The 12,700-nt window shown below is 40.9% G+C and carries 11 protein-coding genes; all 11 read right to left on the reverse strand.

Going from position 1 to position 12,700, the window contains the following annotated elements; translation table 11 throughout:
* Positions 1 to 85: 85 nt before the first annotated feature.
* A complete protein-coding gene (locus K8S13_RS09450) occupies positions 86 to 682 on the reverse strand; it encodes a mobile mystery protein B (protein ID WP_291462196.1) in 597 nt (198 codons plus the stop codon).
* Complete coding sequence (locus K8S13_RS09455) at positions 682 to 1,149, reverse strand: mobile mystery protein A (RefSeq protein ID WP_291462197.1); 468 nt, start codon at positions 1,147 to 1,149, stop codon at positions 682 to 684. The genes K8S13_RS09450 and K8S13_RS09455 overlap by 1 nt, the downstream gene beginning before the upstream one ends.
* A 387-nt stretch (positions 1,150 to 1,536) precedes the next feature.
* Positions 1,537 to 2,358, reverse strand: coding sequence for a crotonase/enoyl-CoA hydratase family protein (locus tag K8S13_RS09460; protein ID WP_291462198.1), 822 nt, complete (start codon positions 2,356 to 2,358; stop codon positions 1,537 to 1,539).
* A gap of 141 nt (positions 2,359 to 2,499) precedes the next feature.
* Positions 2,500 to 3,096 (reverse strand): hypothetical protein, encoded by a 597-nt coding sequence (locus tag K8S13_RS09465; protein WP_291462199.1) that lies wholly within the window; start codon positions 3,094 to 3,096, stop codon positions 2,500 to 2,502.
* Positions 3,097 to 3,302: 206 nt separating this feature from the next.
* The gene (locus K8S13_RS09470; RefSeq protein WP_291462200.1) at positions 3,303 to 3,803 is read right to left on the reverse strand and encodes a TrmO family methyltransferase; all 501 of its coding nucleotides are present in this window, start codon (positions 3,801 to 3,803) and stop codon (positions 3,303 to 3,305) included.
* Between the two features lie 108 nt (positions 3,804 to 3,911).
* Positions 3,912 to 4,280: a DUF362 domain-containing protein gene (locus K8S13_RS09475; RefSeq protein WP_291462201.1), complete on the reverse strand. Its 369-nt coding sequence runs from the start codon at positions 4,278 to 4,280 to the stop codon at positions 3,912 to 3,914.
* 104 nt (positions 4,281 to 4,384) lie between these two features.
* Positions 4,385 to 5,230, reverse strand: coding sequence for a putative beta-lysine N-acetyltransferase (ablB, locus tag K8S13_RS09480; RefSeq protein WP_291462202.1), 846 nt, complete (start codon positions 5,228 to 5,230; stop codon positions 4,385 to 4,387).
* Positions 5,231 to 5,487: 257 nt separating this feature from the next.
* On the reverse strand, positions 5,488 to 10,155 hold the full coding sequence (locus K8S13_RS09485; RefSeq protein ID WP_291462203.1) for a CHAT domain-containing protein: 4,668 nt from the start codon (positions 10,153 to 10,155) through the stop codon (positions 5,488 to 5,490).
* Positions 10,152 to 11,402, reverse strand: a complete 1,251-nt coding sequence (locus K8S13_RS09490; protein ID WP_291462204.1) for a hypothetical protein — start codon at positions 11,400 to 11,402, stop codon at positions 10,152 to 10,154. The genes K8S13_RS09485 and K8S13_RS09490 overlap by 4 nt, the downstream gene beginning before the upstream one ends.
* 14 nt (positions 11,403 to 11,416) lie before the next feature.
* The gene (locus K8S13_RS09495; RefSeq protein ID WP_291462205.1) at positions 11,417 to 12,211 is read right to left on the reverse strand and encodes a hypothetical protein; all 795 of its coding nucleotides are present in this window, start codon (positions 12,209 to 12,211) and stop codon (positions 11,417 to 11,419) included.
* Complete coding sequence (locus tag K8S13_RS09500) at positions 12,204 to 12,623, reverse strand: hypothetical protein (protein ID WP_291462206.1); 420 nt, start codon at positions 12,621 to 12,623, stop codon at positions 12,204 to 12,206. The genes K8S13_RS09495 and K8S13_RS09500 overlap by 8 nt, the downstream gene beginning before the upstream one ends.
* Between the last annotated feature and the right edge of the window lie 77 nt (positions 12,624 to 12,700).

Genomic DNA, 12,700 nt, shown 5'->3' on the forward strand with positions numbered 1-12,700 from the left:
AAACAACAGAGACAGGATATTGCCTGAAATCAAGAAAGCGATAAAAAATTCTGACTTGATAATGAAAGTGTCCTCCTTGTTTGCTTTAGAAGCAAAATGAATGCCAACCGCCATTTGCGGTCATAGGAGAATAATCATGCTCATCTGCCATTTTTAAAGCTTTAATATATTCTTTTCTGATTTTATTATGATTAACAAGACTCTCTCCTCCCCAAGAGAAAACTTCTGTGGTGAATAATTTTTCAAGAATTAAATCTGCCATAAGTCTTGCATGTCTACCATTTCCGTTTGAAAATGGATGTATGAAGACTAACCTGTGATGAAATCTGGCTGCGAATTCATCAGGAGGATAAGTATCATGCTCTATCCACGCTTGAGAATCATCACACAATGTTTGTAATTCCACTGCAATTTGAATATATGGGATTCCAATATTTTTTTTGGATTTTCTAAATTTTCCTGCCCATTTCCAGACATTGGAAAACATTTGTTTGTGAAGTTTACAAATAAATTCGATATTTAAAATGTCATTAGTTTTTAGATTTCCACTCCAAATGATCGCTTGGTTGATATTTCCCATTTCTAAAAAATCGAGTTCCCCACGGGTTGTAATATGTGTGGGCAAAAGCCCTTTGAGTTCGTCATAATCGAGAGGGGTAGCACCATCATCATACTCAATCATTATTTATCCTTCTCCCACAACATAGAAGGCGAATCAATTATTTCTTCCACCATATTATTAAATGCTTTTTTAGCATTTTTAGATGAAAGTTCTTGAGCTTCTAAACTCATAGTGTGCATAAGCCTGTTCATTCGTTTTTGAGCAATAATTGAGGCTTGTTTTCTGACAGTATCGTCTAAGCTTGTCCGAGGTACAAACCCATAAACAAAAACACAATCAAGTTTGTCTGCAACTCGATTCATAGTTTTAAGGGTAAGGCTTCCTGTAATCTCATCCTGTTCTATGCGAGGGATTCGAGATTTGCTAACTCCAAGCCGGTCGGCAAATTGTCGCATATTCATGCCCAAAACATCACGGATGGCACGAATCCATCCCTTCATCGGCCTGTTTACCGAGGCAATAGTTGAAAAACGACTTAAGGTGTCATCCAATTGTTCTCGAATTATTTTTTTTTGTTTTTTTCTCATGTGATTCATAATTATATATACGTTTACTAAATCTTAGTACACATATATATAACCAAAATCAAATTGTCAAGCCATATATATATGTACTAAATATTTTGATTGTTATACATATATATGCATGTTATTTAATTCCCCCGAAATATAGAAAATTCTAATTCTCAGCTTTGGATTTCTACCCAGTTTGTTCGCATAGTGAACACCCGGTATTTGAATTAAAAGTTGAGTGCACCTTAAAACGGGATATAAAAAAGCCCGTCGAGAGACCTGTGCTGTTAACCGCTGCAAATAACCGGTCACACCCGGTTCATTTGATTTGTTGGTATTTTATGGGTGCAACGTTGCATAGAAAATGTAGGAGCATGTTCATAATACCGGAACGGGAATGGGCTATTTCCCCGTGAACTTAGGTTTTCTTTTCTCCGTGAATGCAGTTACCGCTTCAAACAGGTCATCGGACGGGATAATATTGGTACTAATTGATGCTACGTATTTTAATCCGTCATCTACACTCTTGCCGATACCGTGATTGAGAACATCTTTTGATGCCTGGACGGCAAGGGGAGAACAGTCTGCAATCTCCATGGCCATTTTTTCGGCACCTGTCATCAAAGCCTCTGGATCTTCAAAAATTTCGTTGAGGAGCAGCACCTCTTTTGCACGATCAGCCGTGATGTTTTTTGCTGTATAGGCAAGTTCCCTTGCGATGCCTTGGCCAACAATATGGGGCAATCTCTGGAGAACGCCGACATCGGCCACAAATCCCACAGCGGCTTCTCTTAATGAAAACACGGCATCTTTTGAGCCCAACCGGATATCACAGGCCGTAATCATATCAAGGCCAGCACCGATACAATACCCGTGAACTGCTGCAATTACCGGTTTTCTGCATTTTTCGATACAGGTAATGGTTTTCTGGAGGGAATAAATTTTTTGTAACAACTGACATTTAACACCCCCTTTCTGGGCCGGGTCCATCAATTCCGGGATTTCACCCACCATGCTCATCAAATCGATACCCGCACAGAAGGCCGGACCTTTACCCGCAACAATAATCACTCGGATATCAGGATCATTGTTTAAGGATTCGAAAACAGCGGGCGCTTCTTTCCATGCCGGAGGGTTCATGGCATTTTTTTTGTCCGGCCGGTTCAAGTATACCCAGGCAATCGGTGCTTTTTTTTCAATCAAATAGTATTTGTATTCGCTCATGTTTATTCCTTTGATAATTTGAAAATCCCCGGCTTGTCCGCCAGTATTTGCTTTGTTTCAATTAAAATTAATACTGCCCCCTACAATCTTCTTTCACAAAGATTCTCCGCTCGTTTTAACCTGCTTCTCAAAATCCAAAAGTCAGGCCTGTTCACAAAGAATTTTAAAATTGATCATTTGCCTGCGCATCATAACAAGATCTCCAAATGACAGAATATATTGCAGGAATGCACCTGAAAGCCCTTTGGGATAGTTTACAAGAATTTTGACCAGAAGCCTACAGAAATGGCTTTTTTTTTGGATAATCATATAACTGATGATAGTATCCCCGAAAATCTTTGGAATCTTTTTATTCAGCCGGAATGTCAGGTGTTTGTTGGGTTCAAAATCGATCAAATCGAAAATAGTCATTATTTTTTGACCGATTTCAAGCTGGTCCACCCCTGGTATTAAGATTTGGGGACTTTTCCGGCAAAAGTTGTCGATCCAGTCATAACTATACGGCGCAACCCTCATCTGGCAAATCCATTGAAAAATAATTTCAGATTCAACATGGATGGTTATCCCACGAAACCAGGTATCCGAGAAATAGTCACCGTATCTGTCACATGGAAATTCAAGACAGTGTTCATGGGAGGCAACACCCCAATTTTTATAAAATGACTTCAGTTTAATAAAACTCCTTAACTGCCCTGTAAAATAGTGAATGTCATAGCTCCATCCCGAAATATCTGCCAAACGTTAATACTGTCTTGATCTTTCTGTTGTCTTATAACTGCTCAGGTCCATTCCTCAAAAAATAGATTAACTTCGATTTCAGTTTGTTTGATCGGTGAACTTTGAAAATAACCGGTATCACCCGGTTCATTTTCGTTGTTGGGATCTATAATGCAAAAATCAAGGATTGATCCCTGGCCAGCCCCCGTTAATCAGAATCACCTTAATCAAATTTTTAATTTTATATCCAGCACCGGAGTCCCGCTGACGGCATCCAGTCCTTTAACAAACAATGTGGTGCCCTTGATATCCAGGAGCCTTACATCCTGGATCCCGATCCTTGAGAGCCTGTCCGGGGTCCGGGAGGCAAACACCCCGACCTGTTTACCATCAATTCCCCGCTTAAAGAATGTCTTAACCGAACGGGATTTATGCAGATAGTAAACTATTGTAATCTCGGGTTCCTGGTCAAGCCCGGACATAAACCGCTTTTGGGAAGGTAACAGCTCAATTTTAGAAACCGTGTTAGTCCCTTTTCTTCCAAACGGTGTTTGGTCCCTTTCAAGATTGTTGTTTACAATTCCAATGGGGTAGATAGTGACAGGTGAACCATTTCCAAAAAGACATTTTCGGCACACTTGCCGGTTGTCGATGGTGGATAGATCTTCAGTGCCGCAGGCAGCATTGCACTCAGAACAGTGGATTGTCTTATTGTTTATTGAATTCAAGATTTTTCTACCCTGGGAAAAAAGAATGCTTGAAAGCCTCTCGTGGTATCCCCCCCCCTGCCGTCCCCTGTAACAGCCATGTTATAAAAAACTATTTTCCGTCTTGGTTTAGTCTGCGTATTCCGTATTCTGTAAAATCCCAAGTTGCTCAATGGTTCTTTCTGCAACCTTTTTATTTTTAGCAAAAAAGCGTTGCAGACGATCGATAAGCTGTTTTTGTTTTGTCTTATCATTGGAATAATATTCATGCGATAGCAACTTTTTTGCCCAAGCTAAATTAGATTGCACTTCTTCAGGGATTCGTTCTCCGTCATGACGAACTGCATCATCTGGGCATACATCGTGACAAACCCCACATCGTATGCACTCGTCTTCTTTTATAAAGGCAATGTCTTCTTCCATCGAAATTGCCCCGACAGAACATTCATCGACGCATGTTTGGCATCCCGTACACAATTTTTTATTTATCCATGGCATTTGGGGTTATCTCCCTTTTTTAATTCTATTTACTTTTTCTAGAACGGCTTGAATCACAGGCAAAAAATAGTTGCGCGATTTTTCGCAGCCGGTGCATTCTTTTGTTAGCCAATTAAATATTTGTACCATACATTCATGCTTTCAATGTTTCCGGAAATGTTTGTGTTGTTTTTCAGCCTTCCGCCAAATCGGTAACCTGTCTTGCTAAAAGTAACATTCATCCCCGCAGACATCGCACGGGCTATTGTATATGTTGTTTTGATTCCCTTGTTCTTCATGGCTTTTTCCATTTGAAGAAGAAGGCATTGTGCGAATCCGTTACCCCTCCATTCTGGAAGTGTGGCGAAATCGGTCATTTCAGCGTTGGAAGATTGTTTGTCCATTTCTGCCGATGAAACTGCGACAAGTCGACCATTCACTTCAACCCCAAAATAATCGACATGATTTTTCATTGTTTCCAGAATATATGTAGTCTCATGAATTGGGAAAGGGTAGGATTGAAATATTGTCTTGTAAATATTAGTCATAGAAGCTGCGTCCGCTTCTGTGCAAATACGCAAAGTAAAATCATTGTTGAGGTGGCATTTGGATTTGATCGATTGTTTTTCTATAGCGATCTTGAGGATTTCATCCATTTTACCATAATCAGGTTCTTCGGCACGTTCAGCATTCAGGTAGAATCCCATAAGCACGGCTGTCATTTTTCCAGCGTGGAACGCAGGTATACGGGCTTCTGCCTCAAAGCCTGCAGCAGAAAATATATCCGAATGGCATTCAGGGACTTTGGCAAAGATTTTTGAATAATTATTATTTCTTGCCAAATCAATTAGATTGCGTGGAGTGATTGAGGATGCTTCAGGGGCTAATTTGATCAAATAGATGCGATCATTATAGCTGCCGTGCTGAATAATGCTTCCTTCAAATGTCTCAATGATATCTTTAGAATCCATTAATCACTTCTCTATTCATTCGTTCCCGTCTGGGACAAGTGTAATCGTTTCATCATGGAAAACTTTTTATACATAACCGGTTTGCCCGGTTCATTTTCCTGGTTGAAACTTCGTCATTCAAAAAACTATGCTGCAATTCCCCTTAGATGCCCCATTTTGGTCCCCTTTTGGGCATATAATATGAGTGTCCCCCGAATTGCCCCGAATCATAAGATTAAATGCTGTTCAGTCATCCCTATTTGTTATTCACACATTTATCAATCATAGATTGGTTGAAGCAGAGAAAATGCAGCCCAGTAATAAGGATGATCTAAAAAAAACGCCCTGCCACCTTTTTCGATCCAGATATTGTGGTTAATAAAATCCCGTGAAACCTTAGCTAGTGCATCACCTGGGTCATCATCCACATTTGGAAAATTGTAAAATTCCTGAACAAACCTGGATGCTGACCGGCTTTCAATTTTCCATAAGCTAGAAATCACGGCGTCTGCACCTGCTGACAGAAAAGAATTTGCAAGACTGTAAAGGTCTTCCCCGGGCAGGTATTCTCCCAAACCGGTTTCACAGCCACTTAAAAATACGTTCCTTTTATAAAAAGAGATATTACCCAGATTTATACTGTAAAGCCGGTTGCGGTCTGCAAGCTGCAAAAAAGAAAAATTTTGATTTTCAGCATCAAATTTTGCATGAGAAGCAAAATGGACCCACTTGGCCTGTTGGATACCGTGTGAAAGGTTTCTAAGCGTGGCATCTTTTCCAATAAGAGGTATGCTGGCCCTTTTGTTTATCTGGGAGATGTGTTCTGCCTCTGCCTCTGCATCAATCAATGTCCCGTCTGGATTTGCAAGGATCAGAATTTTCTGTTTTTCCGGCGGCCGGTTATGCTGATTATATGTCCCCATTTTTCCGGTTAAAAAACTGATCGTATGATGTTCAATCAGGTAAGGGGATTTACCATTTTTCCTTAGCGCCTGGAAGGGGATCTGTGCAATAGGGCCGTCCAGCCAAAAATACAACCGATCATATTTATTCATATTCGGTATGGACTGAATTAAAATTTTAAAAAGGTTATGCCCTGCTGATGAAAAAAATTTCTTATAAGGTTTAAGGATATCAGACCGAAACGCTTCCACCCATTCAGCCAGTCGGGCAATCTGCACTGGTGAAAAAAAAGAGTGAACTTCACCTTGTTTATTAATGGTAAAACAATGGATACCATTTTCTGCTGCCAAATATGAAATCAAAAGTCCATTTTCAGGAATAACAGATGAAAACTTGGATTTAACAATTTCAGTATCCGGAATCCTTGATGCTGTTTCAGATACCAGAATATTGCAAAGCGTATTTAATATTGACAGCCTGGATGTTTTGTAGCTGCCTTGGCTGGCAGACTCAGCATTAACTGCTGATAAATTATCCTTTCCCCCCAACAATGCCGACATCAGGTTCAGCAAAGCTTCTTCTGTGGTATTTGATTCCTGATGTACATCTGTTTTTGAAAGAACATCAAAAAGAAAAATAATATTTTCCAGCATTCTTTGAGTTAAGCCGTTATCGCTACCGGCTGAACCGGCAATTGCACCGGCCGGCAGCAAAGCCGGCTGTTTGTAAAGCGACATCAGGTGCCCTATTTTTTTTATATCTTTAGTTCTTTGCAAACAAGATGTAATCCGACCGTATATCGTGCGGCGCAAAGGCCCCAGTGCGACCACCATCTGTCTGCTTCGAAGTCCGTTCCTGACGATGTCAATGGACCCGATACTGTCAAAAAGGTGCTCTATCTCTTTTTCTAAATTGTTGAGCCTTTGATAACATGCAGCCATCAGATAGCTTACCTGATAATGTGTCAAATGTTCATTGTCAGGGATTAGTTTCTCAAGTACCCTTAGTTCTTCAATTGACTTTTTATAGGAACCATTCAACAGATAGTGCAAAACAATGTTTGTCTGCGCATGCCGTACTCTTTTCCTTTGCTCTAAACTAAATTTTGTTTTTTCCTTTAAAGTTTTTTGGACCTGCCCCTTCAGCAATCGTGTCATATCTCCTGTTTGTTTCATTTTAGCTGTATCGTTCAGCAGTGCATAAATGAGTTCAGGATATGATAGAATTGAAATAAAAGCAGACAGCCTCCCCATATCTCCTATTTCTAAATTGTCTAATGATGTCAGGTTTTGATCGTCGATAAAACCCTGCATATATTTAAAAATATTGTCCAAAAATTGGATAATGTTAGCTTCAGCATCATTGTCTTCTGTTCTGAAATAGAGAAAACGGCTTTGAGCATCTGCCATTTGACGCAACATTTTCTCAAGAGTTTCTGATGATGCGATAAACTTGGAAAGTTTTGTAAATGAGTTTTCCTGGTCAGCATCATCCTGCATCTGCTCTATATCTGCATCCAATGCAGCCTGTCCGGGGGTGATCAGATGATGAAAAACAGAAGCTGCTGCGGCAAGTTTTAGTGTATCTGTTCCAAAAAAACCGTTTAGAAAAGAATCTCTTAATCTGGCCGTTCGAAATGACTGAATAAGCTCATCTGTTTTAATGCTTCTCTCATGTTTTTGCAGAGGGAGCAAATTTTTTGACTGTATCAACCTTTTTTCCATGTCGGGGATGTTTTCCGGTTCAGGTACTTTTTTCATGGCACTGTCTTTCCGAAGAAAAAATTTAGCGTCATACTCAAAATCGAGAACCACCCGCATACTATCCGTAGACTCAACTTTTTCAGCCCGGTTTTTTTTGATATCTATATCACCACCCACAAGCCTGTAGTTGTCATCAAGGTAGCGGGTGTCATTCCAGGTATCAGGCAGGCCGAATTCGTCCGCTGTATCTTTGCAGAAACTGCGTTCATGTTCTTCCAGAATTTTTTCGTTAAATTTATTGAGTGCGGTTTCCAACTCAATCTTTCTTTCAGCCGCTGCCTGGGGATTTTCAAGTATTTTTACAGGATCGATCTGATCATCATATTCAAATATGGAGGGCAAATCGATACCCGCAGGCGGTGTAAAACTGCTGTCATATTTATCATAAAAAAAGATAATTTCACTGACAGCCCCATCCAGAAAGTCCTCATCTTGGAGAAACCCTGCAATTAAAACGTTCCGCAGGTAGTCTTCCACCATATCCAGATGCAGCAGTTCACCTGATGAATAGTCCGGATTTTCAATTATGAGAGTGGCATGATGTGTATACTCTAATACACAGCCTTGTTCATCCTTGTGCAGTATCGACGTTTTACCGGTATTTTTCTTTTGTGAGACAAAAACGTTGTTCCTGTTTTTATATCTTCTGTAGGACTGAGATTCCCTGACCAAATCACTGTATGCCTTTGAGTACATCAGAAAATCAATTTGCTTAAGGCCGTCGATGCATCGGTTCAGGGCCTTTTCTATCTGTACCCAGTATTGTTTGTGTTCCTTTAGCATGAAGTCAATAGCGGACTGCTTATCACTGGGTGGAGTTGTCCGGTTCAGGATTTTGTCGGTCATTTCAAGTTCTTTTTCCGCCATGGCCCTGTACAGTATCTCCATGGTGTGAATAAAATGAATGTCTGATTTTGATTTTTTTCTGTATTTGTCAGCAACCAAATTACCCAGGGTTGACGTCAAATAAGAAAAATCGATCCGGGCACTGTGCTTTAAACGATCAGGGAAAGAGACCTCTTTCCGGTATGTGTCGTATACTGTTTTTCTCAGCTGCCGGTAATAAATCACATCTTCGACATACCCCATCTTCTCAAGGCAGATGATAAGATTTGTCAGTGCCGGGATAATAAACGCCGGGTCACCTTTTGTATCAGCCCAGTGGTAAAAACGGCGCGTCGCATCAAGGCTCTTTCCCAATGAAAACGTTTCATCGATGTCCATTATTGATGGATATTTTTGATGTAACTCAATGAACTCCTGCATAACCTTTTCAGAAACAGAATAGGCAATCGAGTCCCTGGATTTTCTGCTCTGATTTAAAATTCCCCAGGCAGCCTGATGAGAGCCTGCGATAAGTTCACATGCCGCCTGTGCATGATCAACATCCATTAATCCTTTTTTGTAGCCGATTTTCCTAAAAATGGACCTTGCATTATCAAATGATTTTTTTGCTTGGTGTGCAAGATTCTCTGAATATTCAAGTCTGCCCTTTAATATGAAAGCCTTGGCACGTCCCCGGGGGCTGCCCGCCTTTTTAAAAAAACGATCAGCTTTACTCACCGCAAGGTGCGCCTGTTCTGATGATAGGGCAAACGTTGACGTATTGTTTTTTAATCTGTCTTTATTGATATAGATGTGTATCAGCCCGAGGCAGGCCATACCCGATGCAGCCGCCGGATATTGATTTTTTTCGACAATCCCGCTCCACAGTTCAACTGCTGTTGAAACATCCTTCATTTTATAGGCCTGGCAACCTTCAAACAGCCTTATCCAGACACTGGTTTCCCCGGTAATTCTACTTGCATTCATCACCTTTCGCAGCTGATTTCCAAGCCGGTCTGCTGCAAAATCCAGTTTGATGCCAGCAGGTTTATCTTCAATCTTCAGCAGGGCCTGCAAAGAGTAAGCTCCGTTCAACAGCATTTTATCTTTTGAGCCTCTGACAAGTGCCATTGCCTGGTTCAAATGAACACGGGACAAGAGGAAATCCTTATCCAGGCAGGCCCAATATCCATTCATAATATGGAACAGACACATCATCTCGGAACTTTGGCTGTAGTCTGATATTTTCATATCCCGAATTTTCTTGATGGTATCCTGGTCAACCAATTGGTTCGGCAGCACGTTTGACCAGAACTCAGTATCAGGCATTAGCACCGCAGATATCGTCTCCCGGGACTGGTTTTTCATTGTCTGTGCAGTATCGTAGCTGCTGGATACACAACCTGAAACGGTTACTGCAAAAACGATTATCATTATAAATGGTCTGAACTTCATGGCATACCTCCACAATCGACTCCCAACCAGGCAATATCTTTTCCTTCGGCGGAAATGGCAAATGAATTGATCTGAAGGCATTTTACGAATGAATGAACTTTTTCATCGAACATTGTGATATATTTCAATTCATAATCATTACCTGACGGTTCAATAAAATATATGATCTGGTCATTAAAGTTATTAGGCAGTGCTTCATACAGACCGCTTTCAGGCAGCAGCCCGGTTATCATACGGCCATCACTATCAACCCGCACAGAAATTGATTCTTCAATGCACGGGCAGTTTGGAGATCCGGTTCTAACCTTCAGCACAATCTCCACGTCAGTGGCTGACAGGCTTGTCGAGTAAAGTTTAAGAATTTTTTTTACCGGCAGATCATAACTGTTTCTCTGACCGGATGAGATCGTTAAAAATGTTAATTTATTATCATAAGTGCACACCAGTCTATCGTCATTGATAAATACAAGCCCGGTTATATTAACCTGTGATTCAAACACCCTTTGTTCAGATGAAAAATCTTTATTGCCGGCCAGCACCGTGTAGCCTTCAGTATTACTTTCTATCCAGGCTGTTTTTTCACCAAACGGCGACAGGGTAATGTGCGATATCTTGTCGGATTTAAGCACCAGTTTTTTTGCCGCGCCGTCCGGGATACCGTTTTTCAAAGCCATGCGGTATACAAAGCCGGACCGGCCATTTTGAGAACGAACGACATCATAAATATTGAGCAGGCGTAAGAATGTATTTTTACTGGCAGCGGCAATGGTATTGACAATATTAAAACGCGGGTGTTCAAGTTCGCTTAAAACCAGTGTGCTCGGACTGCACAACCAGTTGCCGTCCTGATTCATAAGTTCGGCCTGAAGCTGATGAATACCGTCAGGATCTATCCCGGGTATGGGGATGACATTTTTTCCCGGTCCGGCATCAATTTTCAGTTCTGCTATCCGCTGTTTTGAAAACGACAGGATTGTCTCTTTTTCTCCACTGTCAAACAGTCCGTCATTGTTACGATCCAAATAGGCGGATATCCTTATTAATGCATTCTCTTCTTCCGGCAGATTATGGACTATAAGTCCTAAGGCGTTTAATAAAAAATTGCTCCCGGTCCCGGCCGGACGATATTTTACCGGGTCTGCTACCGTGATCTGAACAAATAAAATTCTGGGGATCGCGTGGACTATAGTCCCGGACAAAAGATTGAACATAAATACAAATGACAAAATAAAAAGAAAGAGCCGCATGATATATTGACCTGTTATTTTTGTTTTTTCGATGTTGAAAACACCAGAACCTGCTGGTTATTTTTGGCAACTTGCATTAGTATTTTTGATTCGCTTTTCCAAATGAAATACTGCCCCTGGTCGGAATATATGAAAAGGCCGCTGATTTTCCGGTTGCTTTTTATATCGGATATCTCAACTTCATCAAAGGACTTAGGAATCATGGCCACCCGGCCAAATACGGTTGGAAGCAGTACCAGCTGTGCGGTTAATATAATACCTGCAAATAATGGCAGGGGCCTGAACCATATGCTTTCCGGCGATAAGGTCTTTGATTTTGGCCATATCATCCAGAACCATATCAGGTTACCCAGTAAAATGAGTTCTATACCATATAAAGATATAATCATTTCAGGCCCCATGATATTGGGTGTCTTGCCGGCAACAAAAGCAGCACCACGGCTTAACAGCGAATTCATAAAAAAAACATTTATCATTGAGACGATAATAATCGAAATAAGATTCCAGGCAGGATTATTCAGGTTAATGCCTTTTTTTGAAATATGAAGCGATACAGAAGCAAACAATACATACAAAAGATACAATGGTGGTGTTAGAATTATCAGGTGGACGACGATTGAAAAGATAAACCGGCCGCCCTCCTGCAAGTACGCATCAACACTCAAGGCAGCTGTTGAAGATATGCCAAGACCACTCAACTGTGCCCTGACAGCCAACAGACCCGAAGCGGAAAACAGACCGGCTATCAACCCTAAAAGTCCTGCAAACGTTTTTAAAACTTCAAGGGGATCTTTCTTCGTATTATTCATTAATCAGCTTAACCTTTCGGTAGGACTTGTTGTTGAGGACACCCTCTTCTACTTGCACCTGCCGTTCACCGACTTTTTTGACCTTAATTAAGTCATACTGATCATTTGAGGATGGTTTTACAACAGCAAAGTCCAGTTGTAATTCATCTAACCAGTACAAATTGTAAACCGTATCTGCCATCACACAGTTTCCAATTGTTTGCTGTTTGCTGGTGAATTTCTTAAATTCTGATTGGTTCATTTTTTTTACAAGAGCGACAGGTGCCATCTCAGAAACAAATTGAATCTGACTTTGCCTGCTATGAGTGGTTGTGGTCGTGCAACCTGCCCATCCCGCGATAGAGAGACTTATTGCAATGAAAATCAGAATTTTTAGTTTAGTGCACGCCCCTTGCTTATTCATCGTCATCATCAATCCAGCTGCAGGGAACAGGTATAAGTGGTACAAGCAAACCAGCGCGGCAGTTTTCTTCTTTCACTACCTCTTCT

This window comes from Desulfobacula sp., assembly GCF_021107415.1.

Excerpts from the sequence above, each read along its gene's own strand:
- K8S13_RS09450 (WP_291462196.1), bottom strand. The coding sequence starts at position 682 with ATGATTGAGTATGATGATGGTGCTACCCCTCTCGATTATGACGAACTC.
- K8S13_RS09455 (WP_291462197.1), bottom strand. The coding sequence starts at position 1,149 with ATGAGAAAAAAACAAAAAAAAATAATTCGAGAACAATTGGATGACACC.
- K8S13_RS09460 (WP_291462198.1), bottom strand. The coding sequence starts at position 2,358 with ATGAGCGAATACAAATACTATTTGATTGAAAAAAAAGCACCGATTGCC.
- K8S13_RS09475 (WP_291462201.1), bottom strand. The coding sequence starts at position 4,280 with ATGCCATGGATAAATAAAAAATTGTGTACGGGATGCCAAACATGCGTC.
- ablB (WP_291462202.1), bottom strand. The coding sequence starts at position 5,230 with ATGGATTCTAAAGATATCATTGAGACATTTGAAGGAAGCATTATTCAG.
- K8S13_RS09485 (WP_291462203.1), bottom strand. The coding sequence starts at position 10,155 with ATGAAGTTCAGACCATTTATAATGATAATCGTTTTTGCAGTAACCGTT.
- K8S13_RS09490 (WP_291462204.1), bottom strand. The coding sequence starts at position 11,402 with ATGCGGCTCTTTCTTTTTATTTTGTCATTTGTATTTATGTTCAATCTT.
- K8S13_RS09495 (WP_291462205.1), bottom strand. The coding sequence starts at position 12,211 with ATGAATAATACGAAGAAAGATCCCCTTGAAGTTTTAAAAACGTTTGCA.
- K8S13_RS09500 (WP_291462206.1), bottom strand. The coding sequence starts at position 12,623 with ATGATGACGATGAATAAGCAAGGGGCGTGCACTAAACTAAAAATTCTG.